The following is a 24,438-nucleotide window of genomic DNA, read 5'->3' as shown; positions in this document are numbered from 1 at the left end:
GGGGCGGGAGTGGCGGGCGGGGGCGGGGATCGGGGGGTTTGCCTGGGGAGGGGCGCAGGGTGGCGGTGGTGGGAGGGGTGGGGAGAGGGGGAAGGGGGGAGTTGAGGAGGGGGGTGGATGATCACTGAAAGTGATCCTTCCGGTCGGTCGCAGGCTGACATTCGGGCCGGTAGCGACTAGCGTTCGAGCATGGCACCCGTTCGGGTCCGTGGTTGCGCCGGGCCGATCCCCAGCAGGGGACCGGGCCGGCTAGCCGATGCCAGCCGCAGGCGAAACGGCCCACGTAAGGCGACTCTTCGTCGACCGATCACGGTGCGGCTTAGAGGTAAGTCCTGCCTTCCCGAAGGATCAGATATCCCTCGCCAGAAGAGAAGGGCAGTAGTGGCACAGGCCGCGAACCCCTCAGCAGGCGGATGTGGGGTCGAAGACCAGGTCGGCCGGACGGGTGCCACTCCTCGCAGTCGAGACGAAGGGGGGCCTTTGAGTGGACATCATCGTCAAGGGACGGCACACCAGTGTGAGTGACCGGTTCCGCGATCATGTGACGACGAAGCTGGCCAGAATCGAGCGACTGGACAACAAGCTCATCCGAGTGGACGTGGAGGTGTCCAAGCAAGCGAACGTGCGCGCGCAGGACGAACGCGAGCGGGTCGAGCTGACGATCCATTCCAAGGGACCGGCCATCAGGGCCGAGGCCTCGGCCGACGATCGTTTCGCCGCGCTGGACATCGCGCTCGGCAAGCTGGAGGGTCGCCTCCGGCGGATCGCCGACCGGCGCAAGGTCCACCATGGCAACCATTGCCCCCCATCGGTCGCCGAACTGACCTCCGCCCTTGGCGACAGCTACACGCCGTTGCCCGAGCCGTTGCCCGCCGAGACGGCCCAGAGATACGAGCCGGACGAGGAACCCTCCGGTTCCGCTCCGATCGTGCCGATCGAGATGGACGGCGACGGGCCCCTCGTCGTCCGGGAGAAGCATCACAAGGCCGACCCCATGACCATCGACCAGGCGCTACTCGAGATGGAACTCGTCGGACACGACTTCTACTTGTTCCGTGACAAGGAATGCGGCCTTCCCAGCGTCGTGTACCGACGTGTCGGCTACGCGTACGGCGTCCTACGGCTCGAGGAACAGTAACCTCCGCGTTCGAAGATCCTCTCGACCATCCCCGCGCTTGGGAAAGCCGTGTAATGATGGCGGTTCCGACGGCGCGGGAGCATCGCGCGGTAAGGGACCGATCCCCCCGGCGCGACGGGCTCCCCACGAGGAGGAGGCGTGACGCAGACCGACGAAACGGCCGGCCGTTCCGGGCGTGACGAGCCGATCCGCGTGCTGATCGTGGACGATCACGCGCTGATCCGGCGGAGCCTGGATCTCGCGCTGGCCGCGGAGCCGGACATGGAAGTGGTCGGTGAGGCGAGCGACGGCCGGGAGGCGGTCGAGTTGGCCGACCGCCTCCTGCCGGATGTCGTGCTGATGGACGTGCGGATGCCGCGGCAGAGCGGCATCGAGGCCACCCGGGCCATCAAGGCCTCGGTGCCGAGTTCGCGGATCATCATGCTGACCGTTAGCGACGAGGAGGAGGACCTCTTCGAGGCGATCAAGGCGGGTGCCACCGGCTACCTGCTGAAGGACGTCCAGATCGACGAGGTCCCCGACGCCGTGCGCGGAGTCCACGAGGGCCAGTCGCTGATCAACCCCGCGATGGCGGCCAAGCTGATCAGCGAGTTCGCCAACATGAGCCGCAAGGAGGCCGAACGGCCGCCGCAGCTCCCCGTCCCGCGGTTGACCGACCGTGAGATGGAGGTCCTCCGCCTGGTGGCCAAGGGGATGAACAACCGCGAGATCGCCAAGCAGTTGTTCATCTCCGAGAACACCGTGAAGAACCACGTCCGCAACATCCTGGAGAAGCTCCAGCTCCACTCGCGCATGGAGGCCGTGGTCTACGCGGTGCGCGAGCGTCTCCTGGAGATCACCTGACCGCGGCCTAGAGCCCCGCGTGGCCGCCGTCCCTGAGGGCGGCGGCCAGCGGCGCGGCCAGCTCGGGTGCGGACACCCGCTCCACCCGTATGCCGGAGCAGCCCACCCACGTGGCGGCCTCGCGGAGCGCCTCGGCCATGGCCTCGGCGGCGCGCGGGCCCGCGCCGGGTTCGAAGCCGGCCTGGCGCACGATGAGCGTGGTGCCCTCGCGGGCGGGGTCGATGCGCCCGATCAGCCGGCCGCCGGCGAGCACGGGCATCGTGAAGTAGCCGTGGATCCGCTTGTCCTTGGGGACGTACGCCTCCAGCCGGTGGGTGAAGCCGAACACCCGCTCGGTGCGGCCCCGGTCCCAGACCAGGGAGTCGAACGGCGACAGCGGGGTGGTGCGGTGCCGGCCGCGCGGCGCCACGGCCAGCGCCTCGGGGTCGGCCCAGGCGTTCGCCCGCCCGGCGCCCTTGCCGCGGGCGGCGGGCCATCCGGCCACGGTCACCGGCACCAGGCCGGCGGCGCCGGAGGCCAGCGCCTGGTCGAGCAGCGCGCCGTACGGCCCGCTCACCCGTATGAAGTCCGCGAGGTCGGCCCGGGTGGCCACGCCGAGCGCGGTGCCCGCGATGCGCGCGAGCCGGGTGACGCACTCCTCGTCGGTCAGGTCCTCGGCCAGCAGCCCGGCGGGCACGACGCGCTCGGCCAGGTCGTACACCCGCCGCCAGCCCACCCGGCGCGTGCAGACGACCTCGCCGATGTCCAGCAGGAACTCCACGGCGATCTTGACGTCCGACCAGTCCCACCAGGGGCCGCCGTTCTTGGCGCCGCCGAGGTCGGTGGTGGTCACCGGGCCCTCGTCCCTGACCTTGTCGAGCACCTTGTCGATGGTGGGCGGGACCTCGTGCCAGCGGTAGCGCCGCTCGCGGAACGCGCGGCGGCGGAAGGAGTACAGCGGCCAGTGCTCGATGGGCAGCACGCACGCCGCGTGGCACCAGTACTCGAAGGCCTGCGCGGGATCGTGCCAGTAGGCCCGCTCGACCTTCGCCCGCCCGACGGCCCCGAGGCGCGCGTAGGCGACCAGCTCGTGCGAGCGGGCGAGCACCGAGATGGTGTCGAGCTGCACGGCGGCCAGGCGGCGCAGCATCGCGGTCACCCCGCCCCGGCGGGAGTCGGCGCCGAGGAAGCCCTGGGCCCGCAGGACGACCCGGCGGGCCTCGTCGGCGGACAGGTCGGTCACGGGGGCGGGGAGACTGGTCGGCATGCCCCGATGCTAGAACCCGTCACCGACAAAACGCTTGCGCCGGTGTCGATCAAGCCCGGCGGGCGGGTCAGTCCTTGGTCCGCTCGAACGGCGAGTGGTGCTCCTGGACGGCGATGGTGCGCGGCGCGTCCTCGATCACGTCGGAGAAGATGTCGAAGATCAGGGCGAGCACCCCGCCGATCGCGGTCACGCCGACGCCGACCCAGAACAGGAACCAGTTGGGGCCGATCGTCAACGCCACGCCGCCGATGGTGAATCCCAGCAGGATCACGGTGACGGCCAGCCACGAGGTGGGCCGCCCCGCGTGGGACTGAACGCCGTGTGACTGTGCCGGTGCGCTGTCGGCCATGCTGACTCCTTGTTCGCGTTCAAACGGCGATGCCGGGCGAAGGCACGCCGGGGCAAAGGTTCGCGCCCCTCACCGTCGCACGATATCCAACGTCCCCGCCGGTCGGCGCGGGCACATACCACCTGGACGCGGCCGGGGCGTGCCCCGAGGTCCGGACAGCGTGATTGACGGTGGCTGTGCGGGGTGGTGAAACCGCCTACCATGGCTACCGGGAACCATGTCTCGTCCTCATTGTCCCGGCCGTCGGGCCGCGGTGCATACCTGCGAGGAGCTTTACTAAAAGTGCCAGCCATTCTCGACAAGATTCTTCGCGCCGGCGAGGGCAAGGTCCTGCGTAAGCTGAAGCGGATCGCCGAGCAGGTCAACTCCATCGAGTCCGACTTCACCAGCCTCACCGACGCCGAGCTGCGCGCGCTGACCGACGAGTTCAAGCAGCGCCACACCGACGGAGAGTCCCTCGACGATCTGCTCCCCGAGGCGTTCGCGGCCGTGCGCGAGGCGGCGCGCCGGGTGCTCGGCCAGCGCCACTTCGACGTCCAGCTGATGGGCGGCGCCGCGCTGCACCTCGGCAACATCGCCGAGATGCGCACCGGTGAGGGCAAGACCCTGACCTGTACGCTCCCCGCGTACCTCAACGCCATCTCCGGCAACGGCGTCCACGTCATCACCGTGAACGACTACCTCGCCAAGCGCGACGCCGACACCATGGGCCGCATCCACCGCTTCCTCGGGCTCGAGGTCGGCGTGATCCTGGCGAACATGCCGCCCGAGGAGCGTCGCAAGCAGTACGCCGCGGACATCACGTACGGCACGAACAACGAGTTCGGCTTCGACTACCTCCGCGACAACATGGCCTGGACGCTGGAGGAGTGCGTACAGCGCGGCCACAACTTCGGCATCGTGGACGAGGTCGACTCGATCCTCATCGACGAGGCCCGCACCCCGCTGATCATCTCCGGCCCCGGCGAGCAGTCCGGCAAGTGGTACCAGGAGTTCGCCAAGATCGTCCCCCGGCTGCGCCGCGGCGTGGAGGCCAAGGAGGGCGAGGAGAGCACCGGCGACTACATCGTCGACGAGAAGAAGCGCACCGTCGGCGTGCTGGAGGCCGGTGTCGAGAAGGTCGAGGACTGGCTCGGCATCGACAACCTCTACAAGCCCGAGCACACCCACCTGGTCGGCTTCCTGAACAACGCCATCAAGGCCAAAGAGCTCTACAAGAAGGACAAGGACTACATCGTCGTCGACGGCGAGGTCCTGATCGTCGACGAGTTCACCGGTCGCGTGCTGCACGGCCGCCGCTACAACGAGGGCATGCACCAGGCCATCGAGGCCAAGGAAGCAGTCAAGATCAAGGACGAGAACCAGACCCTCGCCACGATCACCCTGCAGAACTACTTCCGCCTCTACACCAAGCTCGCCGGCATGACCGGTACGGCCGTCACCGAGGCCAACGAGTTCCACCAGACGTACAAGCTCGGCGTCATCCCCATCCCCACCAACCGGCCGATGATCCGCCGCGACCAGGCGGACGTGGTGTACAAGTCGGAGGACGCCAAGTTCACCGCCTGTGTGGCGGACATCAAGGAGCGCTTCGAGCGTGGCCAGCCGGTCCTGGTGGGCACCACCTCGGTGGAGAAGTCCGAGAAGCTCTCCAAGATGCTCAAGCGTCTCGGCGTGCGCCACGAGGTGCTGAACGCCAAGAACCACGCCCGTGAGGCGACCATCGTCGCCGAGGCCGGCCGCAAGAGCGCCGTGACCGTGGCGACCAACATGGCGGGCCGCGGCACCGACATCATGCTCGGCGGCAACCCCGAGTTCCGCGCGGACGTCGAGCTGCAGCAGCGCGGCCTGTCGCCGTCCGAGACGCCCGACGAGTACGAGAAGGCGTGGCCCGAGGCGCTGGAGAAGGCCAAGGAGGCCGTGCAGGCCGAGCACGACGAGGTCACCGAGCTCGGCGGCCTGTACGTCCTCGGCACCGAGCGCCACGAGTCGCGGCGCATCGACAACCAGCTGCGCGGCCGGTCCGGCCGTCAGGGCGACCCGGGCGAGTCCCGGTTCTACCTGTCGCTGGAGGACGACCTCATGCGGCTGTTCAACTCCGCGCGGGTCGAGATGATCATGACCCGGCTGAACATCCCCGAGGACGTGCCCATCGAGTCGGGCATCGTGTCCAAGGCCATCGCCTCGGCGCAGCACCAGGTCGAGCAGCAGAACTTCGAGATCCGCAAGAACGTCCTCAAGTACGACGAGGTCATGAACCGCCAGCGCAAGGTGATCTACGCCGAGCGCCACCGGGTCATGGAGGGCGCCGACCTGCACGAGCAGGTGCGCGGCTTCGTCGGCGAGGTCGTCGAAGAGTACGTCCGGGCGGCCACCACCGAGGGCTTCGCCGAGGAATGGGACCTGGACAAGCTCTGGAAGGCGTTCCAGCAGCTCTACCCGATCTCGGTCACCGTCGACGACCTCATCGAGAACGAGGCCGGCGGCGAGCGCGAGGCGCTGACCGCGCAGATGATCATCGACCGCGTCAAGGCCGACGCCCTGGAGGCGTACGACCGGCGCGAGCAGGAGCTCGGCGCCGAGGCGATGCGCGACGTGGAGCGGCGGGTCATCCTCTCGGTCATCGACCGCAAGTGGCGCGAGCACCTGTACGAGATGGACTACCTCCAGGAGGGCATCTCGCTGCGGGCCTACGCCCAGCGCGACCCGCTGATCGAGTACCAGCGCGAGGGCTTCGACATGTTCACCGCGATGCTGGAGGGCGTCAAGGAGGAATCGGTCGGGTACCTGTTCAACCTGGAGATCCAGGTGCAGGACAACCCGATCGTCCAGGACGACACTCCGCAGGACGCCACGGTGAGCGAGACCGAGGCCATCATCGCCAAGGCGCTGCGCCGCCCGCAGCGCCCCACCGAGATGATCTACACCGCGCCCGGCGAGAGCGGCGAGGTGGAGCAGACCCGCGTCCGCAGCACCCCCGCCGACCGCGCCGCGTACGGCAACGTGGAGCGCAACGCCCCGTGCCCCTGCGGCTCGGGCAAGAAGTACAAGCGCTGCCACGGCGACCCGAAGAACGCCGGCGTCTGACAGCCGTCGAAACGGGCGCCTCCCGCCGGGAGGCGCCCGTTTTCACGTCCGCGCCGAGCGGACGGGGAGCCGCCCGTCCCGCGCCGGGCTCAGGCCGTCTCGAAGTCGGTGCACAGCCAGTGCCTGCGGCCCCGTTCCAGGCGCAGGGCCAGGACGCGGCTGCGCTCGCCGCAGTGGACGAGCACGCAGAACTCGATGACGCCGTCCCGCGGCCGGGCGACGTGCGGCCGTCCCACCAGGGGCTGCCGCGGGCTGCTGATCATGCGCCCGGCCCGCAGCAGTTCGCCGTACGCCTGCTCGGTGAGGCGCCCGGCGACCACCCCGGCGGGCCGCCTCCCGGCCAGGACCTCGGCCATGGCCTGCGCGAGCCCGCGCAGCACGCGCTCCCCGGGCGTGGCGTCCCCCCGGGCGTAGGGCCCCGTGCGCGCCGGCAGGTGGGCCAGGGCCAGGGCGCCCTGGCCGGCGGGCGGCGCCACCCGGCCGGCGCGGCGGTCGTCGTCGTAGGGCGGGTCGGCGGACGGCGGCGGGCGCAGGCCGGGCACGCAGGCGCGGCAGGGGGGTCGGGACATCGGGTGCTCCGGTGGGTGGGGGGATTCGTGACCCACCATGGAGCGCACGGCCGGGGACGGTGATACCCGGAGCGGCCAACTCGGCGTCAGTCCTTGGTGACGCGGGGCGCGGCGTTCTCGCCGGAGTCGGGGTCGGGCTCGGGCTCCCGGCCCGGCGTGAGGATGTTCAGCCGCCTGATCAGGAAGCTGAACACCGCGTAGTAGACCACCGCGTACACCACGCCGATCAGCATGATCATGCCGAAGCCGTCGGTGTTGGACTTGGTGGCGTTCAGCGCCGCGTCGATGGCGCCCGCCGAGAACGTGAAGCCGAGATGCCCGTCCAGCGCGGCCACCAGCGCCATGGACAGCCCGGTGAGCAGCGCGTGGATCACGAACAGCAGCGGCGCCACGAAGATGAACGCGAACTCGATCGGCTCGGTGATCCCGGTGACGAACGCCACCAGCGCCGCGGAGATCATGATGCCGCCCACGGCCCGGCGCCGGTGCGGCGGCGCGGCCCGCCAGATGGCGACCGCGGCGGCGGGCAGCCCGAACATGATGACCGGGAAGAACCCCGCCATGAACTCCCCGGACCCCTGCGCCCCCTGGAGGTAACAGGTGAGGTCCCCGGCGAACGCCTTGCCGCCGACCGCGCAGTCCGGCACCTGGAACCACACGATCGAGTTGAGGAAGTGGTGCAGTCCGAGCGGGATGAGCAGCCGGTTGGCGACGCCGTAGATCCCCGCGCCCGCCGTCGAGTGCTCGGCCAGCCACCGGCCGAAGACGGTCATCCACTCGCCCACCGGCTGCCACGCCAGCCCGAACAGCACCCCGATGATCAGCGCCGCGAACGCCGTGACGATCGGCACGAACCGCCGCCCGCCGAAGAACGCCAGCCACGTGGGCAGCTTGATCCGGTGGTACCGCTGGTACAGCAGGGCCGCGGTGATGCCGATGACGATGCCGCCGAGCACCCCGGTCGGGTTGCCCGCCGCCAGGTCGATCACCTCGGCGGGCCGCCCGTCCGTACCGACCACCGTCTGCGCCACCCGCTGGTGCACGGCGAACCCGGGGGCGGCGTCGAAGAACAGCAGCCGGGAGACCCGGTCGAACACCAGGTAGCCGATCAGCGCGGCGAGCGCGGTGGAGCCGTCCGAGCGGCGGGCGAAGCCGACCGCGACGCCGATGGCGAACAGCAGCGGCAGGTTGTCGAACAGCACCCCGCCCGCGCCGCCTACGACCTCGGCCACCTTGTCCAGCGCCGCGTTGTCCGTGCGCCCCAGCAGGTCGTCCTGGCCGAGGCGCAGCAGCAGGCCCGCCGCGGGCAGCGCCGCGATCGGCAGCATGAGGGAACGCCCGATGCGGGACAGGACCGCCATCGCGGCGGACCGGAACGAGGGGGCGCCGGGGAGGCCCGCGCCTGCCGAAGAGGTGCTCATCGGCTTCCTCCAGGGATGTGAAGGGAGGACTCAGCCGCGGCGGGCCGGGATCTCCAGCACCGTGCGCAGCTGGTACCGATCCGCACGGTACGTCGAGACGCCGAACTCGACGCAGACGCCCCCCGCGAACGACCGCCGTTGCAGCAGCAGGACGGCCCCGCCCCTAGGCAGGCCCAGCAGGTCGGCGTCGCCGGGGTCGGCGATGCCGCCGTCGATGGTCAGCTCCCCGGCGTCCAGCACCACCCCGTGCCGTGTCTCGAGCAGCGCGTACAGGGATCGGCCGGTCAGGTCGTGGGAGCCGAGGTCCGGCGCGAACGACACCGGGATGTGCGCCCGCTCGACGCACAGCGGGTCGCCGTCCGCCGTGCGCAGCCGCTCGATGAAGTGCACGGCCTCGCCGGGCTGGATGCCGAGCTCGCGTGCCAGATGGGCGCTGGCCCGGACCACCCGCCGGTCCAGGTCCCGCGAGCCGGGTTCCATGCCGCGGGCGCGCATGTCGTCGCTGAACGAGGTGAGCCGTAAGGCCATCTCGATCTTCGGCCGGGCCACGAAGGTGCCCTTGCCCGCCACGCGGTGCAGGCGGCCCTCGGAGACGAGCTGGTCCACCGCCTGGCGTACCGTCATGCGTGACAGGCCGAAACGCTGGCACAGCTCGCGTTCGGAGGGGATGGCCGCGCCGATGGACAGCTCGTTGCTCTCGATGAGGTCGAGCAGGATCTCACGCAGCTGGAAGTACTTCGGCACGGGGCTGTCGGGGTCGATCTGGGCCACTGATCCCTCCCCTCTCGATCTCATCGGCGGGATACGTTAGGGTTTGTGCTGGTCTAGTCCGGACTAGACCACAGGCTAGAAATGAGTGTCAACGTACGGACCGGCGACGGATCTATAACGGCCCGATCTCGCCCTCCGCAGCCGAAGGACGGGCACGGATGACGACCAAGATGCGCAGTGAGATCGCCGAGCAGCCTGCCGCGCTGCGGGCGACCCTGTCGGCCCTGCTGCCCCGGGTGGGCGAGGTGGAGGCCCTGGCGGGGCGCACCCGGCACCTCGTCTTCATCGCCCGCGGCACCTCCGACAACGCCGCCGTCTACGGCCGCTACCTGGTCGAGGCCTACGCGGGGCGGATGGCCGGGCTCGCGGCGCCGTCCATCGCCACGACCTACAAGCGCAGGATCGACATGTCCGGTGTGCTCGCCGTCGGCCTGTCGCAGTCCGGCCGCACCGAAGAGATCGTCGAGACCCTGGCCTGGGCCAAGGACTGCGGCGCGTCCACGGTGGCGATCACCAACGGCGGCGAGGAGTCGCCGCTGGCCCGCACCGCCGACCTCGCCCTGTGCACCCTCGCCGGCGTGGAGGAGGCCGTCCCGGCCACCAAGACCTACACCACCGCGCTCGCCGCCCTCGCCGTGCTCGCCCTCGGGCTGGGCGCCGAGGTGAAGGCCGACGACCTGGCCCGGGTGCCGGACGCGGTCGAGGAGCTGATCGCCGACCCCGGCGACCTGGACGCCGTCGTCGAGGGCCTCGCCGGGGTGCAGGGCGTCGTGGTGTCCGGGCGCGGCATGGCCTTCTCCACCGCGCTGGAGACCGCGCTGAAGCTCAAGGAGGCGTGCTACCTGCACGCCATGGGCCTGTCGTACGCCGACCTGCTGCACGGCCCGATCGCCGTGGTCGACCAGGACACCCCGGCGCTGCTGGTGGCGGCGGGGGAGGGGCCCACGCTGCCCGGCACCGTCGCGCTCGCCCGGCGGGTGACCGGCGCCGGCGCCGCCGCGTACGCCGTGGGCGGCGGCCCGGAGCTCGCGGGGGCCGCCACGGCCGCGCTGAACGGGCCCGCGCTGCCGGAGTGGGTGGCGCCGATGGGGCTGATCGTGCCCGGCCAGCTGCTCACCGAGGCCCTGGCCCGCCGCCTCGGGTACGACCCCGACGCGCCGCGCGGGCTCAACAAGGTGACCCAGACCGAATAGCCTTTCCTACCGGTCCGCGAGCGCCGCGCGGTGTGACGAGGAGGACAGACATGTCGGCTGACGCGAACGCCATCATCGCCGGACTGGGTGGCGCCGGCAACATCATCGAGATCGAGCCGTGCATCACCCGCCTGCGGACCGAGGTCCGCGACGCCGCCAAGGTCGACCAGGCCGCGCTGCGCGCCGCCGGGGCGCACGGCGTCATGGCGGCGGGGAACGTGGTGCAGGTCGTCGTGGGCCCGGACGCCGACACGCTCGCCTCGGACATCGACGACATCATCGGCTGAGACCCCGCGCCGTGACCACTGTTCTCGCCCCGGTGGCGGGGTCCGTCATCGGTCTGGCCGCGGTGCCCGATCCGGTGTTCTCCGGGGGACTGGTGGGACCGGGCACGGCCATCGACCCGCGCCGCGGCGCCGCCGAGGCCCTGGCGCCGCTGGACGGCACCGTGTTCAAGGTCCACCCGCACGCCTACGTGATCGTCGGCGCGGACGGGCGGGCGGTGCTCGTGCATCTCGGCATCGACACCGTGCGGCTGCGGGGGGAGGGGTTCCGGGTGCTGGTCCGCGAGGGCGAGCAGGTGGTGGCCGGGCGTCCGGTCGTGGCCTGGGATCCGGCCGCGGTGGAGGCGGCGGGGCTGTCGCCGGTGTGCCCGGTGGTCGCGCTGGAGGCCCGGCCCGAGGCCTTGCGCGCCCTGGCGGCCGGGATGGTGCGCGCCGGAGAGGAACTGTTCCTGTGGGACTGACAGCACCGCCGTTTTTGTTGGGGCCGGGTATCAAGGCCTAGTGATATGAACTCAGTCGAGGAGGAACCGTGCCCGAGCGCAAGGTGATCGTGGAGTCGGAGGTCGGTCTGCACGCTCGTCCGGCCGCGACGTTCGTGCAGACCGCGGCCAAGGCGCCCATCGACGTGACCGTCGCCCGGCCGGGCGGCACGCCGGTGAACGCCAAGAGCATCCTGTCCATCCTGGCGCTGGACGTCCGCTACGGCGAGACCATCGTCATCCACGGCGAGGGCGAGGACGCCGACCGCCTGCTGGACGAGCTCGCCGCCATCGTCTCGGGTCCCTGAGCCCCCCCCGGTGGAACTGCTCACCGGGGCCGGCGTCAGCCCGGGCACCGGATACGGAACGGCGTTCCTGCTGCGCGTCACCGTGCCCGAGCCGGCCGCCGGGTCACGGCACGACGGCGACCCCGTGGCCGAGACCGCGCGGGCCGAGGCGGCGGTGGCGCGGGTGGCCGCCACGCTGGAGGAACGAGCCGAGGCGGCCGGGGGAGAGGCGGCGGACGTGCTCGGCGCACAGGTGCTGATGGTGCGCGATCCCGAGCTGGCCGGGGAGGTGACCGAACTGGTCGCGGCCGGGATCACGGCGGAACGTGCCGTGTTCGACGCGTTCCTGCGGTACCGGGATCTGCTGACCGAGGCGGGCGGCTACCTCGCCGAGCGGGTCGCCGATCTGGACGACGTGCGGGACCGGGTGATCGCCGAGCTGACGGGGCTGGCCATGCCCGGGTTGCCCGAGGAGGCCGGGGCGCCGTACGTGCTGGTCGCGCACGATCTCGCGCCCGCCGACACCGCGACGCTGTCCCGGGAGGTGATCGCCGCGTTCGTCACCGAGCGGGGCGGGCCGACCAGCCACACCGCGATCCTGGCCCGCGCCATGGGGGTGCCCGCCGTGGTCGCCTGCGCCGGGGCGACCGGCCTGGTGAACGGCACCATGGTGCTGGTGGACGGGACCACGGGTGAGGTCGCGCTCGCGCTCACCGAGGAGGAGGCGCGGGAGCGGCTGGCCGCCGCCGAGGTCCGGGACGCCAGGCCCACCGCGGCGACCGGCCCCGGCCGTACCGCCGACGGGCACCGCGTGCCGCTGCTGGCCAACATCGGCGGGCCCCGCGACCTGGCCGTGGCGCTGGAGCACGGGGCCGAGGGGGTGGGCCTCTACCGCACCGAGTTCCTGTTCCTCGACCGGGAGGAGCCGCCGTCCCTCGACGAGCAGGAGGCGGCGTACCGGGAGGTCCTGGAGGCCTTTCCCGGCGGTCCCGTGGTGGTCCGCGTCCTCGACGCCGGGGCCGACAAGCCCCTCGCCTTCCTGCCGCCAACCGGTGCCGAGCCCAACCCGGCCCTCGGCGAGCGCGGCATCCGGCTCTTCCGCACCTATCCCGACATCCTGGCCACCCAGCTGAAGGCCCTCGCCCGCGCCGCCCGGGGCACCACCGCGTGCCTCCAGGTGATGGCCCCCATGATCGCCACCCCCGACGAGGCGGAGTGGTTCGCCGCCATGGCCCGCGAGGCCGGCCTCCCCTCGGCCGGCATCATGATCGAGATTCCCGCCGCCGCGCTCCGCGCCGCCGACCTGGCCCCCTGCGCCGACTTCTTCTCCGTGGGCACCAACGACCTCTCCCAGTACACCTTCGCCGCCGACCGCCAGCTCTCCCCCCTGACCGCCTACCACACCCCCTGGCACCCGGCTCTCCTGGACCTGATCGCCCTGACCACCGCCCCCGGCCTCCCCACCGGCATCTGCGGCGAAGCCGCCGCCGACCCCGCCATGGCCTGCGTCCTGACGGGCCTCGGCGCCACCTCCCTCTCCATGACCCCCACCGCCCTCCCCTGGACCCGCACCGCCCTCTCCCTCCACACCCTCCCCCAATGCCAAGCCGCCGCCCAAGCCGCCCGCCGTTCCCCCACCCCCGAATCCGCCCGCCAATCCGCCCTAACCCACCTCCCCGCCATCCCCACCCCCTGACCTAAGCCCCACCGCCCGGGACGTCCCGAAGCGGTCGCTCGAACCGGCGCCGGTACGGCGGGAAGTGGTACGGCGAATTCGGCGCCGCCGTACGGCGGACAACCCCGCGTGTGCGCGGCGCCGGTGAAATGGTCCTCGCGAAGGCCGCGCTCCGCGCGGGAGGCGCAAGGGCTGTTCTTGCGCGGGGGACACCCCCGCACCCCCGGGCCTGCCGGGCTCATGGTCCGCCGCGATGCGTTCCGTTGGGCCGGTGTCCCGCCGTATGGCGGCGCCGCGTTCGCCGTACCACGTCCCGCCGCCGCGGCGCCGGTAAGACGACCCCGATGGGGCCGCGGGGTGGGTAGGGCGATCCCGATGGGGCCGCAGGGCGGGTAAGGCGCCCCCGACGGGGCCGCAGGACCGGTAGGGCGACCCCGATAGGGCCGCAGGGCGGGTAAGGCGCCCCCGACGGGGCCGCAGGGCGGGTAAGGCGACCCCGACGGGGCCGCGGGGCCGGTAGGGCGACCCCGATAGGGCCGCAGGGCGGGTAGGGCCATCCCGATGGGGCCGGGGGGCGGGTAGGGCGATCCCGATGGGGCCGGGGGGCGGGTAAGGCGACCCCGATGGGGCCGCGGGGCCGGTAGGGCGATCCCGATAGGGCTGCGGGGCGGCGGCGCCGTACGGTCGTACGGTCTCGGTCGTCGGCGGTCATGGTCGGGTGGGGCTTGCCTCCGTGGGTGCGGGTGAAGGGGTCTCGGGTGTCGTAGGGCGGGGCTACGGTAATGGCCATGGGTCGACCAATGCGCGTGACCGCGCTTTTGCTGATCGCGACCATGAGTGCCGGGTGTTCCGGTGCGATGTCCGACGCGGCGCCGACCCCGACCCCGAGCCCGTCGGAGGCGGCCACCGAGCCGCCCAAGGTCACGCCTTCGGCCACTTCCACCACGTCCCCGATCGCGGAGCGCTTGGCGGACATGAGCCTTGCCGAGAAGGTGGGGCAGCTCTTCATGCCGGTGCTCTACGGGGCGAAGCCCGGTGCCGCGAGCGGTGAGAACAGGGCCAGGTACGGCGTGGGCAGCCCGGCTGAGGTGGTCAAGAAGTACCACCCGGGTGGCGTCATCCTTTTTCCCTGGTCGGGCAACATCGAGAACACTCCCCAGCTCGTAGCCCTCACCAACGGGCTGCAGAAAGCCTCCGAGACCCCCCTCCTGATCGGCGCCGACCAGGAGAACGGCCTGGTGTCCAGGCTGGGCACCCTGGTGACCGACGTGCCGGGCAGCATGGCGATCGGCGCCACGGGCGACCCGTCCAACGCCCGCACCGCGGCCGAGATCACCGGAACCGAGCTGCGCGCCCTGGGCGTGAACCTCGACTTCGCCCCGGTGGCGGACGTCAACGTCAACCCCGACAACCCGGTGATCGGTCCCAGGTCGTACGGCTCGGCCCCGGGGAAGGTCGCCAAGATGGTGGCCGCCGCCGTCGAAGGCTTCCACGACGCCGGGGTGGCGGCCGCCGCCAAACACTTCCCCGGCCACGGCGACACGGGAGTCGACAGCCACACCGGCCTCCCCGTGATCAAGCACTCCCCGGCCCGCTGGCGCGAACTCGACGCCCCGCCGTTCCGCGCCGCGATCGGCAAGGGCGTGGACATCGTGATGACCGCTCACGTAGTGATGCCCGAACTGGACCGCTCCGGCGCCCCCGCCACCCTCTCCAAGAAGATCGTCACCGGCCTCCTCCGCGACGACCTCGGTTACGGCGGCGTGGTGGCCACCGACGCCCTGGACATGGCGGGCGTCCGCAAGAAGTACGGCGACGCCGAGGTGGCCGTGCGAGCCGTCCTGGCCGGCGTGGACCTCCTGCTCATGCCCCCCGACCTGCCGAAGGCGTACGGCGCGGTACTGGCCGCCGTCAAATCCGGAAGGATCACAAAGGACCGCCTGGACGCCTCGGTCACCCGCCTGCTCAAGCTGAAGGCCACCAGAGGCGTCCTCACCGCCTCCCCGGCCGACCCGGAGGACGCCAAGGCCGTGCTCCGCTCCGGCGACCACCGCGAAAAGGCCCAGAAGATCGCCGACCAAGCCGTCACCGCCGTGAAGGGCGCCCGTGCCCTACCCCTCAAGGGCGACATCCTGGTCACCGGCCCGGCCGCCCGCGCCCTGGCCGGCATGCTCGACGGCGCCGCCTCCGCCCCCACGGCCGACACCCCTACCACCGCCGAGATCGCCGCCGCCCGCACCGCCGCCGCCCGCGCGGACACCGTCGTCGTCACCACCGAGGACGCGGGCCCCGCCCAGTCCCGGCTGGTCGCGGCGATGGCGGCCACCGGCAAGCCCGTCACCGTCGTCTCCCTGTCGGCCCCCTACGAGTTATCCCGCCTCGGCGGCTACGACACCGCCCTCGCCCTCTACTCGGGCGGGAGCGCCTCCCTCAGGGCCGCCGCCAAGGCACTGGACGGCACCCTCACCCCGTCCGGCGACCTCCCCGTGGACATCCGCTAGCCAGTGGCCGGGGAACGCGTCGCGTGGCCGGCGTGTCCCACCCGCGGCTCAGCCCAGGTAGAAGTCCCGGCGGGCGGCCACGAACTCCTCGGTGGTCTGGGCGGGTGTGCCCGTCACGCGCCGGACGTCGTCGCTGGCGCGGTCATAGCGGTTGTCGCGGTGGAGGCGCGCCATGGTGGCGATGTGCTGTTCGGTGTGCGGGGGCAGGCCAGCCTTCGCGAGCACCTCGGCCCGCCACCGGTCCAGAGGAACGTCGACGTAGGACACCGGGCGTCCCAGCGCCCGGGAGAACTCCTCCGCCATCTCGGTCATGCCGGCCGTGCGCGGGCCGGTCAGCTCGTAGACGTGCCCGATGTGCGGGGCGGGGTCGCGCAGTACGGCGGCGACCACGCGGGCCACGTCGCGGACGGCGACCGGCGACGTGCGGCCGGTGCCGAACGGCAGCGCGATCGTGCCGTTCTCGCGGATCGTGCGGGCCGCCAGCGTGGTGAACAGGGGATTGTCCAGGAACGCCGTCGGGCGGATGTGCACCACCGGCAGGCCCGACCAGTTCAGTACCTGCTCGGCCAGCCAGTGCAGGCGCTGCTGGTGCGACTCCGCGGTGCTGACGGCGGTCATCTGCGACACCGTCATCTGTGACATGCCGACCAGGGCGGCCAGGTTCCCGCGTTCCCGGGCCACGGTGGCCACGACGGCCGCCGCCAGCAGATGGTCCGGCGACACGGGCATGGCGAAGTACATCCGGCCGGCCCCCTCCAGGGCGGCCGCGACGGTCTCGGGCCGGGTCAGGTCGCCGATGACGACCTCCGCGCCGAGTGCGCGCATCTCGGCCGCGCGGTGGTCGTCGCGGCGGACCATCGCGCGTACCGGGACATCCTGCGCACGCAGGAGGCCGAGGACGGTACGGCCCACGTCACCGGCGCCGCCGATGAGAACCAGGTTGCCGGCGACCATCGGCCGATCTCCCTTGTGAGTACCTGATGATCAGGGTCCGTGCCGCGAAGCCCGCCCCGGGGAGCGGCGCGCCGGGATGGGGAATGGAACACGGAATCACTGGGAGGCCGTGTACATGCGCACCCCGCGCCGTGAACGTCCGTGGTCGCGGCGCCGGTGACCGGCCCCCACGTCTCACGACCGGAAGGCGAGGCTTACCCTGATAGGCCCGGGTCGTCCTGAAGGCTGAGGCGAAGGAGCGGGATGTGCTAAAAGGTGTGCTCATCGACTGGGGCGGCGTGCTCACCACGGGCCTTCACGACGCCATCAGCGAATGGCTCGTGGCCGACGGCATCGACGCCGCGCACTATCGCGAGCTGATGACCGAGCTGGTGCGCGAGGCCTACGACGGCGACGCGCCGCTGAACCCCATCCACGCCCTGGAACGGGGCGAGGTCGACGCGGCGGCGTTCGAACGGGACCTCGCCGCGCGGCTCCTCACCATGAACGGCGGCCCGCCGGCCGCCGAAGGCCTGCTGGCCCGGATGTTCGCCGGGTTCAGGCCCGTCCAGCCGATGTACGAGATGCTGGCCGCCGCCCGCGCGGCGGGCGTGGTGACCTGCCTGTTGTCCAATTCCTGGGGCGACCATTACGTGCGGGACGAATGGGACAAATACTTCGATCAGATCGTCATCTCCGGCGAGATCGGCATGCGCAAGCCCGAGCCCCGCATCTTCCACCACGCACTCGGCCTGGTCGGCCTGCCCGCCGAGCGGTGCGTCTTCGTCGACGACATCGCGGCCAACGTCGTGGCGGCCCGCACGATCGGCCTGGTCGGCGTCCACCACCGCGACGCCGAGGCCACGATCGCCGAGATGGAGGAGCTCTTCGGACACCCGTTGCGGCGGTCCGGTACGGCGGACGGCGCCGCGGCTGGCACACTCGTGTAGTCCAATCGGCGCCGGCCGCCGGCGAAACATCGTGATCGAGGAACGCATGCGCGTCTATCTGCCGTGCACGCTGCCCGCGCTGGCCCGCCTGGCCGGCGACGGGGAGCTGGGCCCGGCCCCGCTGACCGGCTACGCGGTGACCCCCGCGCTGGTGGAGTGGTACGTCTCGGGAGACACCGAGGAGCTTGAGTACGTCGCCCTGACCGACGCCGCCCGCGCGTCCCTGCGCATGCTGGCCGCCGACCGCGCCGACGGGCTGCCCGTCCCCGCCCGGCGGGTCGTCGTCGCGGCCGAGGTGCCGGACGGCTCGGTGCGGACGAGCCCCGACCTGGAGGACCGCGCCTTGGTCCACCTGGCCGCCGCCGTGCCGCTGAGCGAGATCGCGGCGGTGCACGTGGACGACCTCCAGGCCGTGCCGGACGTCGAGGAGGCCGTCGCGTCCGTGTTCGCCGCGGACGGCGGCGACGAGGACGCCCGGTTCCAGGTGGACGGCGCCGAGGCGCACGAGCTGATGTGGTACGCCACGCAGGAGATTCCCGACCTCCTCACCTGACGTTCACGAAATCCTGTTGTGGGGTGCCACCTGCCAGGCTTTACCCTGGACTGCGATATGAAGCACATCATCTGGGACTGGAACGGCACGCTCTTCCACGACATCGATGCCGTCGTCATGGCCACCAACGAGGTGTTCAGGCCCTACGGCGTGGCCGCCTTCGACGCGGACGGCTTCCGCGCGGCCTACACCCGGCCCATCTGGGTCGCCTACGAGCGCATCCTCGGGCGGGCGCTGGAGGAGGGGGAGTGGGAGCGGCTCGACCAGGCCTTCCACGACCACTACCACCGGCTGATGATCTCCTGCGCGCTGGCCGAGGACGCGCTCCACTGCCTGGCCACCTGGGCGGACCGCGGGCGCACCCAGTCGCTGCTGTCCATGTGGGCCCATGACCGGCTGGTGGTGAAGGCCGCCGAGCTGGGCATCGCGGGTTATTTCTCCCGCATCGACGGCCTCTCCAGCGGCGCTCCCGGCGGCGGCAAGGCCGAGCACATGGTGGCGCACATCGAGTCGCTCGCCATGGACCCCGCCGAGGTGCTGGTGATCGGCGACAGCCTGGACGACGCCCACGCCGCCGAGCACGTCGGCGCCAAGGCCGTCCTGTACACCGGTGGCATGACCAGCCGCGTGGACCTCGCGGCCTCCGGTCTCCCGGTGGTCGACACCCTGGCCGAGGCCTTCGACCACGCCCGCTGACCCGGGGACACCCGGAACCTGGGACGCTTCAGAGGTCCGCTCACCCCGGGCGCCCGCCCGGGGTGACATTCTCGGCATGGTCGCCGCCGGTGGGGCGCGATCGTCGTACTCTGAGCCCAGCCGACTCGCGTCCCCGGAGGCCCCCCATTAACCGTCTCGTGCTGTGGAACGTCGACCTCACCCTGGTCGACGTGGCGATCGTCACCCGTGACGCCTACGCCGACGCCTTCCGGCAGGTCACCGGCCGTCCTCTGGTGAAGCTCGCACCCGCGATGGGCCGTCCCGACTCAGAGATCATCTTCGAGACGCTCGCCGTCAACGGCATCGTGACCGGCGACGAGCACCTGCCGAAGTTCATCGAGGCGCTCGCCGCCGCCTTCGCCTCGCGCCGCAAGCGGCTGGTCAAGGAGGGCCACGCCATGCCGGGCGCCAAGGACGCGCTCCAGGCCGTGGCCCGCCTCGACGGCGTGGTCCAGTCCGTGCTGACCGGCACCATCAAGAGCAACGCCGTGCTCAAGCTCGACATGTTCGGCCTGGACCGCTACGTCGACTTCGAGGTGGGCGGCTACGGCGAAGAGGTCTACCCCAAGGCCTCCCTCCTGCAGGTCGCGCAGGGCCGCGTCAAGCGGCGCTACGGCTTCCGCTGCGACGGCAGCAACACCGTCCTCATCGGCGACTCGGCCCGGGACGTCCAGGCGGCCCGCATCGCCGGCGCCGCCATGATCGCCGTCGCCTCCGGCCGCTCGACGCCCGCCGAACTCCACGAGGCCGGCGCCGACATCGTCCTGCAGGACCTCACCAACGCCTCCGAGGTGGTGGCCGCCGTCGCCCGCCTCACCAGCCCGGTGGACCGCAAGGCCGTCTAGGCCTTCCAGGTGCGCGGCCCCGTCGCGGCCGCTGTTTCTGCCGGTGCCATTTCCTGGTGCGCGGATACCGGGTCCCGTTGGCTGATCGTAATCGCCCGGGGGAAGATCACTCGACGTCGGCGCCTTCATCGCTCCGTCGCCGCTTCTCCTGTGCTCTCACGTATCAGCGAGGAGAGTGACATGCGTCCTGACGGAAGATGCCGGACGGCCCCCACCGGTGGTGGCGGGCCCGAAGGCGGCACCTTGACATCCAGACTCCGGTCCGCCGTCCGGCGACCGCGCCGCGTCGTCGCGCGCGCCGCGATGGCAGTGATCATGGTCACCGGTGGCGCGCTCGTCGGCGCCATCACCCTGTCCTCTCCCGCCCAAGCGGTCGCGGGCGGCACCGCGCCGGTCCCGCCGCTGGTCTGCACCGGCAACGGCACCAGCGGCAACCGCGTCCAGATCGTCTACGCCTACGAGGGCACCGACAACCTCGGCCTCCGCGAGCCGGCCATCCGGCAGGCGATCTGGGAGGCCCAGACCAACATCAACGACAGTGCCCGGCGCGACGGCGGCCAGCGACTTCTCAATGTGGTGCACGACGGCAGCTGCCAGGCCGTCATCGACACGGTTCAGGTGCCGGTCGGCACGACGGACTCGGGACAGTGGATCCTCGACGAGAACCTCACCGCCGGTGACCGCATCTACCTGATGTTCGCCGAGAAGACCACCGAGTGCGGCCTCGCCTGGAACGATCACGTCGAGAACGACAGCACGCCCGGCACGGCCAACCTGCACAACAGCAGGGCCGGCTACATCTTCGTCGGCATGGGCTGCCTGCACGGCCACACGGTGACCCACGAACTGGCGCACGCGCTGGGCGGCCTGTTACCCGGCGCGCTGAACAGCGACGGCGGCGCCCACTGCACCGACGGTCACGAAACGCTCTGCCAGCCCCCGACCGGGGCGGTGTGCCCGGACCCGATCTCCAGCCGTTACCTCGACTGCGACGGCGACGACTACTTCTCGCTGAACCCGACCGGCACCTACCTGCCGACCCACTTCAACGCGGCGTTGCACAGCCTCTACCTGACCGCCGGCTCGTCGGTCACGCCCCTCACCGCCCCCTTCCCGCTGCCTCCCCAGTACCTCAGGGCGGTGGACATCGAGGGCACGTCGATCGCCTTCAGCTTCAGCCGGCCGGGCGCCGCCGACGGCATCACCGCGTACGAGATCCTGCGTAACGGCGTGCTGGTGGCCACCGTCCCGGCGAGCGAGCACCGCTCCACCGCACGCGTGGACGGGCTGCCGACCGGCACCGCGGCGTTCTACCACGTCAGGTCACGGGTCACCGCCGGCGGGACGAGCCGCTACTCGGTCCTGTCGCAACCGCTCAGCGCCACCACGATCACCGGTTCCGCCGTGGCGGGCGACGTCGCCACGGGTGCCGTCATGGTGCTCACCAACGAGAACATCCAGCCCGACGGAGAGTTCCAGGGCGCGTACCAGGCGATGGACAGCGCCAACGCCCTGGAAGAGGACGGCTGGACCCACCAGTATCCCCGCCACGAGGCCGCCAACCAGCAGTGGGAGCTGACGGCCGCCACCGGGGGCACCTACACGCTGCGCAGCAAGTACGGCGGCAAGTGCCTCTCGGTGTACAACAGCTCCACCACGGCGGGCGAGAGCCTCGTGCAGAGCACCTGCACCGCCGCGGCGAACCAGCGGTGGACGTTCGTGCCGGTCATCGGTCTCATGTACCAGCTCAGGAACGCCAACTCGAACATGTGCGTCCAGACCGCAGGCCTGAGCGCCGCGACGCTGGCGGGCCTGGTGCAGGGCACCTGCTCCAGCAGCGAGCCGAGCCAGCGGTGGACCGTGCACCAGATGGGCTGACGACGCGGCGCGGCGGCGGCCCAGCCCCCCGGGCAGGGTCGCCGCCGTCCCGCACTAGGGCTTCCGGTACACGGCCGCCGTGAGCGTGCCGGGGCGGTAGCGGTACTGCGGGATCTCCGGCACCAGGCAGATCTGGATGGTCACCTTGTCACGCCCTGTCGTCTGCTCCTTGCCGAGCACGTCGTACACCAGGCCGTTTTCGCCGGGGGGCGCCGGGCAGGGGGAGTTGTTCCCGAGCAGGCGGCCGTTCACCCGGATCTCCATCTCGGCGCGCCCGGCGATGTCGCCGCCGCAGAACGCCGTGATGGCCAGCTGCCCGCCCTTGGCGGGCACGGTGAGCGTCACCTCGTCGGCGGCGGGCCAGACGGCGGTCCGGTGGTCCACCAGCCGGAACTCCGTGATCGCCTTCGGCGGGTCCTCCGGGGGTGCCGCGGGCCGCATCGCGCCGGCCGGTGTCCACTCGTAGACGCCGAACCGCCACGTCCCGGCGGGCGGCCCCGAGCCCTTGATCTTCTTGCCCGTCTCGACGGTGAACGTCGCGGTGCGCGTCCCGGCCGGCAGCCGGGGCACATCGACCGGCTGGTCGCGCTCACAGCTGGGCACAAGGTGCGAGGGCTTGAGGGAGAACCGCCTCGGGCTCCCCGGCACCGTCACGACGATCGACAGCACCGTGTACGCGGACGACGCCGGGCAGTCGACCACGAAGGCCAGGGGCCGGTCGCGCACCGCCACGTCGAAGGTCACCGTCGTCTCGCGCGGGGCGTCGAGCCTCGCGTCCGCGAGCCGGCGGTAGACCGTGCCGTCCGCCTCCTGGAAACGCGCCGGGATCCCGTCCACGACGGTCGCGGCGACCTGCGGCCCCCGGTCGGGCCCCCGCATGGCCGACCGGCTGACCGCGACGCCCCCCACCGCCGTCGCCGCGACGGCGCACGCGACGGCGACGGACAGATAACGGCGCCGCCGGGCGCCGCTCGCGCGAAGCCGCAGTGACTCCCACGGGATCGGGCGGTCGAACGCGGGGCGGCTGCGCTCATCGAGCAGGTCGTGCAAATCGTGTCGGCTGATGGGCATGGCCTTATCCCCTTCTCGTTCGCGCGGCGGAGGAGGTGAACGAGTCGTCGATCCGAAGCTTGGCCAGCGCCTTGCTGACCTGGCTCTTCACCGTCCCCACGCTGCACCCGAGCGTCTCGGCGGCCTGCGCCTCGGTCATGTCCTCGAAGAACCGGAGCACCACGACGGCCCGCTGCCGGACGGGCAGCCGTCCGAGCGCCTCCCAGACGAGCTCGCGCTCGTCCACCTGTCCGGTGTGGTCGTCCCCCCGCGTGAGATCCGGCGGTGACTCGCTGACGACCTCCGCCTGTCTCCACCGGCGCCGCCACCACGACACGTGGACGTTCACGATGATCTTGCGCACGTACGCCTCACGCTCGGCCCCGATCCGCGGCCACGCCATCCAGGCCTTCAGCAGCGCCGTCTGCACCAGATCCTCCGCCGCCCCCCAGTCCCTGGTGAGCAGATAGGCGGTTCGCAGCAGGCGATGCCACGCCATCGCCACGAACGCGTCGTACTCCGCGCGATCCGCCATCCACGTCCTCCTCCACCGGTCGTCACCCCCTTTACGCCGCCACCGCCCCGTAAGGTTGCCCGGCGGACGGGAAAGCCCACACCGGAATCCGGTGAGGGCTTTCGTATCGGGCCTTTCCGGCGGGAGACGCTCAGCCGCGCGTCTCGGCGAGCACCCGCTTCACGAGTTCGACGAACTCGGCCGGCTGCTCGAACTGCGGCCGGTGACCGGAGGTGCCGAACGTGACGATCTCCTTGTGCGGCGCCTGGAGCACGGCGTTCCACTCGGCCAGCAGCCTGACGCGCCCCGGCACCTCGTGGGCGCCGTTGACGAAGTACACCGGCACCTGGAGCCGCGGGACCTGGGCGCGGAAGTCGATGTCCTGCATCCGGGGGTACAGCGCGTCGTAGGCGTCCACCACGCCCCCGATGGCGTGCGCCTGGTCGAGCAGCGAGTACTCGGGCACGCCGAGGCTCTCCGCGAACCCGCTGACGCCCTCGCTGTTTCGGCTCCGGTCGTAGGCGAAGGCCTGGTTCTCGTTGACGAGCATGGGCTCGTACGAGTAGCCGTCGGCGTAGGGCGGCGGCCCGAGGCCGGTGAGCTGCTCGGCCAGCGCCGTCCGCCCGGTCCTGCGGGCCCAGGCGAGCGTGTCCTGGTACTGCGACAGGTCCGCCGCGGCCAGGTCCACCGCCTGCCCGACGCCGATGTACGCCTGGAACAGCTCAGGCCGCCGCTGAAGGGTCAGCACGCTCACCATCGACCCACCCGAATGCGCCACCAGGTAGATCCGCTCCCGCCCGAACCGCTTCCGCAGATACTCGGTGACCCCGATGGTGCTCCGCACCTCGTCCTCCGCGGTGAACGTCGCCCGCGGCTCGAACGCCCCGAACGACTTCCCGCCCCCGCGCCGCTCCCACGTCGCGACCACGAAGTGCCGCTCCAGCTCCGGCAGATGCCGCCGCATCGCCCCGATCTCCGACCCCGCCGGCGCCCCCGGCACGTACAGGAGCACCGGCGCCCCCGCGTCCACCCCCCGGATCATCAGCCCGAAGTCATGATCACCCACCCGCACGCTGGTCAGCTCGGCGATCCCCCCGGCCACCGCCCGCCCATCACTCCCCACGACAGGCTCCGTCCGCGCCGGCCGCGCCACCC

At 71.7% G+C, this 24,438-nt stretch carries 23 protein-coding genes; 14 read left to right on the top strand and 9 right to left on the bottom strand.

Annotation, left to right across the window (positions count from 1 at the left end; genetic code table 11):
• Nucleotides 1-484 precede the first annotated feature (484 nt).
• Together hpf and ACFP1K_RS37915 are read left to right on the top strand one after the other, a co-directional pair.
• A complete protein-coding gene (gene hpf, locus ACFP1K_RS37920; RefSeq protein WP_380762758.1) occupies nt 485-1,138 on the top strand; it encodes a ribosome hibernation-promoting factor, HPF/YfiA family in 654 nt (217 codons plus the stop codon).
• Between the two features lie 138 nt (nt 1,139-1,276).
• Nucleotides 1,277-1,981, top strand: a complete 705-nt coding sequence (locus ACFP1K_RS37915; protein ID WP_380762756.1) for a response regulator — start codon at nt 1,277-1,279, stop codon at nt 1,979-1,981.
• A gap of 7 nt (nt 1,982-1,988) precedes the next feature.
• Here the strand turns inward: ACFP1K_RS37915 and ACFP1K_RS37910 are convergent, their stop codons facing one another.
• A complete protein-coding gene (locus ACFP1K_RS37910) occupies nt 1,989-3,227 on the bottom strand; it encodes a winged helix-turn-helix domain-containing protein (RefSeq protein ID WP_380762754.1) in 1,239 nt (412 codons plus the stop codon).
• 67 nt (nt 3,228-3,294) lie between these two features.
• Complete coding sequence (locus tag ACFP1K_RS37905) at nt 3,295-3,576, bottom strand: HGxxPAAW family protein (protein WP_380762751.1); 282 nt, start codon at nt 3,574-3,576, stop codon at nt 3,295-3,297.
• Nucleotides 3,577-3,858: 282 nt separating this feature from the next.
• Between ACFP1K_RS37905 and secA the strand changes: the two genes are divergently transcribed.
• Nucleotides 3,859-6,663, top strand: coding sequence for a preprotein translocase subunit SecA (gene secA / locus ACFP1K_RS37900; RefSeq protein WP_449329175.1), 2,805 nt, complete (start codon nt 3,859-3,861; stop codon nt 6,661-6,663).
• Between the two features lie 89 nt (nt 6,664-6,752).
• On the opposite strand, the gene ACFP1K_RS37890 is transcribed toward secA, so the two are convergent.
• The 3 genes from ACFP1K_RS37890 to ACFP1K_RS37880 all read right to left on the bottom strand — a co-directional run bounded on the left by ACFP1K_RS37890 (nt 6,753) and on the right by ACFP1K_RS37880 (nt 9,424).
• Nucleotides 6,753-7,232: an Rv3235 family protein gene (locus ACFP1K_RS37890; RefSeq protein WP_380762748.1), complete on the bottom strand. Its 480-nt coding sequence runs from the start codon at nt 7,230-7,232 to the stop codon at nt 6,753-6,755.
• An 86-nt stretch (nt 7,233-7,318) separates the two neighbouring features.
• Nucleotides 7,319-8,653 carry a PTS transporter subunit EIIC gene (locus tag ACFP1K_RS37885; protein ID WP_380762746.1) on the bottom strand — a complete coding sequence of 445 codons (1,335 nt, stop codon included), beginning with the start codon at nt 8,651-8,653 and terminating at the stop codon, nt 7,319-7,321.
• Nucleotides 8,654-8,683: 30 nt separating this feature from the next.
• On the bottom strand, nt 8,684-9,424 hold the full coding sequence (locus ACFP1K_RS37880) for a GntR family transcriptional regulator (RefSeq protein ID WP_380762744.1): 741 nt from the start codon (nt 9,422-9,424) through the stop codon (nt 8,684-8,686).
• Between the two features lie 158 nt (nt 9,425-9,582).
• Here ACFP1K_RS37880 and ACFP1K_RS37875 point away from each other — a divergent pair, with 158 nt between their 5' ends.
• The 6 genes from ACFP1K_RS37875 to ACFP1K_RS37850 all read left to right on the top strand — a co-directional run bounded on the left by ACFP1K_RS37875 (nt 9,583) and on the right by ACFP1K_RS37850 (nt 15,843).
• Entirely contained in the window at nt 9,583-10,617 is a 1,035-nt protein-coding gene (locus ACFP1K_RS37875) for an SIS domain-containing protein (protein WP_380762742.1), read from the top strand.
• Between the two features lie 50 nt (nt 10,618-10,667).
• A complete protein-coding gene (locus tag ACFP1K_RS37870) occupies nt 10,668-10,904 on the top strand; it encodes a glucose PTS transporter subunit EIIB (protein ID WP_184979198.1) in 237 nt (78 codons plus the stop codon).
• Nucleotides 10,905-10,915: 11 nt separating this feature from the next.
• The gene (locus tag ACFP1K_RS37865; RefSeq protein ID WP_380762738.1) at nt 10,916-11,362 is read left to right on the top strand and encodes a PTS sugar transporter subunit IIA; all 447 of its coding nucleotides are present in this window, start codon (nt 10,916-10,918) and stop codon (nt 11,360-11,362) included.
• Between the two features lie 68 nt (nt 11,363-11,430).
• Nucleotides 11,431-11,688, top strand: a complete 258-nt coding sequence (locus ACFP1K_RS37860) for an HPr family phosphocarrier protein (RefSeq protein WP_380762736.1) — start codon at nt 11,431-11,433, stop codon at nt 11,686-11,688.
• Nucleotides 11,689-11,698: 10 nt separating this feature from the next.
• Nucleotides 11,699-13,363, top strand: coding sequence for a phosphoenolpyruvate--protein phosphotransferase (gene ptsP / locus ACFP1K_RS37855; protein ID WP_380762733.1), 1,665 nt, complete (start codon nt 11,699-11,701; stop codon nt 13,361-13,363).
• Nucleotides 13,364-14,130: 767 nt separating this feature from the next.
• Nucleotides 14,131-15,843 carry a glycoside hydrolase family 3 protein gene (locus ACFP1K_RS37850; RefSeq protein WP_380762731.1) on the top strand — a complete coding sequence of 571 codons (1,713 nt, stop codon included), beginning with the start codon at nt 14,131-14,133 and terminating at the stop codon, nt 15,841-15,843.
• Nucleotides 15,844-15,891: 48 nt separating this feature from the next.
• Here the strand turns inward: ACFP1K_RS37850 and ACFP1K_RS37845 are convergent, their stop codons facing one another.
• The gene (locus ACFP1K_RS37845) at nt 15,892-16,797 is read right to left on the bottom strand and encodes an NAD(P)H-binding protein (RefSeq protein ID WP_380762728.1); all 906 of its coding nucleotides are present in this window, start codon (nt 16,795-16,797) and stop codon (nt 15,892-15,894) included.
• A gap of 245 nt (nt 16,798-17,042) precedes the next feature.
• Here ACFP1K_RS37845 and ACFP1K_RS37840 point away from each other — a divergent pair, with 245 nt between their 5' ends.
• From ACFP1K_RS37840 to ACFP1K_RS37820, 5 genes are all read left to right on the top strand, one after another.
• On the top strand, nt 17,043-17,726 hold the full coding sequence (locus ACFP1K_RS37840) for an HAD family hydrolase (protein WP_380762725.1): 684 nt from the start codon (nt 17,043-17,045) through the stop codon (nt 17,724-17,726).
• A 46-nt stretch (nt 17,727-17,772) separates the two neighbouring features.
• Entirely contained in the window at nt 17,773-18,279 is a 507-nt protein-coding gene (locus ACFP1K_RS37835) for a DUF6912 family protein (protein ID WP_380762722.1), read from the top strand.
• 57 nt (nt 18,280-18,336) lie between these two features.
• Nucleotides 18,337-18,975: an HAD family hydrolase gene (locus ACFP1K_RS37830; protein ID WP_380762720.1), complete on the top strand. Its 639-nt coding sequence runs from the start codon at nt 18,337-18,339 to the stop codon at nt 18,973-18,975.
• Nucleotides 18,976-19,133: 158 nt separating this feature from the next.
• Nucleotides 19,134-19,841 (top strand): HAD family hydrolase, encoded by a 708-nt coding sequence (locus ACFP1K_RS37825; RefSeq protein WP_380762717.1) that lies wholly within the window; start codon nt 19,134-19,136, stop codon nt 19,839-19,841.
• Between the two features lie 243 nt (nt 19,842-20,084).
• Nucleotides 20,085-21,719, top strand: a complete 1,635-nt coding sequence (locus ACFP1K_RS37820; protein ID WP_380762715.1) for an RICIN domain-containing protein — start codon at nt 20,085-20,087, stop codon at nt 21,717-21,719.
• A 54-nt stretch (nt 21,720-21,773) separates the two neighbouring features.
• On the opposite strand, the gene ACFP1K_RS37815 is transcribed toward ACFP1K_RS37820, so the two are convergent.
• The 3 genes from ACFP1K_RS37815 to ACFP1K_RS37805 all read right to left on the bottom strand — a co-directional run.
• Nucleotides 21,774-22,790 (bottom strand): hypothetical protein, encoded by a 1,017-nt coding sequence (locus ACFP1K_RS37815; RefSeq protein WP_380762712.1) that lies wholly within the window; start codon nt 22,788-22,790, stop codon nt 21,774-21,776.
• Nucleotides 22,791-22,794: 4 nt separating this feature from the next.
• Entirely contained in the window at nt 22,795-23,304 is a 510-nt protein-coding gene (locus ACFP1K_RS37810) for a SigE family RNA polymerase sigma factor (protein WP_380762710.1), read from the bottom strand.
• A 130-nt stretch (nt 23,305-23,434) separates the two neighbouring features.
• Nucleotides 23,435-24,438 (bottom strand): alpha/beta fold hydrolase (locus tag ACFP1K_RS37805; RefSeq protein WP_380762707.1); only part of this gene is annotated, 1,004 nt, incomplete at its 5' end.

Origin of the sequence: Sphaerisporangium aureirubrum (assembly GCF_042658925.1) — a bacterium.
GTDB classification, from domain to species: domain Bacteria; phylum Actinomycetota; class Actinomycetes; order Streptosporangiales; family Streptosporangiaceae; genus Sphaerisporangium; species Sphaerisporangium aureirubrum.
This window is presented reverse-complemented; position numbering and strand designations above follow the sequence as displayed.

Coding starts and splice junctions, on each gene's coding strand:
- ACFP1K_RS37910 (WP_380762754.1), bottom strand. CDS start 3,227: ATGCCGACCAGTCTCCCCGCCCCCGTGACCGACCTGTCCGCCGACGAG.
- ACFP1K_RS37905 (WP_380762751.1), bottom strand. CDS start 3,576: ATGGCCGACAGCGCACCGGCACAGTCACACGGCGTTCAGTCCCACGCG.
- ACFP1K_RS37890 (WP_380762748.1), bottom strand. CDS start 7,232: ATGTCCCGACCCCCCTGCCGCGCCTGCGTGCCCGGCCTGCGCCCGCCG.
- ACFP1K_RS37885 (WP_380762746.1), bottom strand. CDS start 8,653: ATGAGCACCTCTTCGGCAGGCGCGGGCCTCCCCGGCGCCCCCTCGTTC.
- ACFP1K_RS37875 (WP_380762742.1), top strand. CDS start 9,583: ATGACGACCAAGATGCGCAGTGAGATCGCCGAGCAGCCTGCCGCGCTG.
- ACFP1K_RS37870 (WP_184979198.1), top strand. CDS start 10,668: ATGTCGGCTGACGCGAACGCCATCATCGCCGGACTGGGTGGCGCCGGC.
- ACFP1K_RS37850 (WP_380762731.1), top strand. CDS start 14,131: ATGGGTCGACCAATGCGCGTGACCGCGCTTTTGCTGATCGCGACCATG.
- ACFP1K_RS37845 (WP_380762728.1), bottom strand. CDS start 16,797: ATGGTCGCCGGCAACCTGGTTCTCATCGGCGGCGCCGGTGACGTGGGC.
- ACFP1K_RS37835 (WP_380762722.1), top strand. CDS start 17,773: ATGCGCGTCTATCTGCCGTGCACGCTGCCCGCGCTGGCCCGCCTGGCC.
- ACFP1K_RS37830 (WP_380762720.1), top strand. CDS start 18,337: ATGAAGCACATCATCTGGGACTGGAACGGCACGCTCTTCCACGACATC.
- ACFP1K_RS37815 (WP_380762712.1), bottom strand. CDS start 22,790: ATGCCCATCAGCCGACACGATTTGCACGACCTGCTCGATGAGCGCAGC.
- ACFP1K_RS37810 (WP_380762710.1), bottom strand. CDS start 23,304: ATGGCGGATCGCGCGGAGTACGACGCGTTCGTGGCGATGGCGTGGCAT.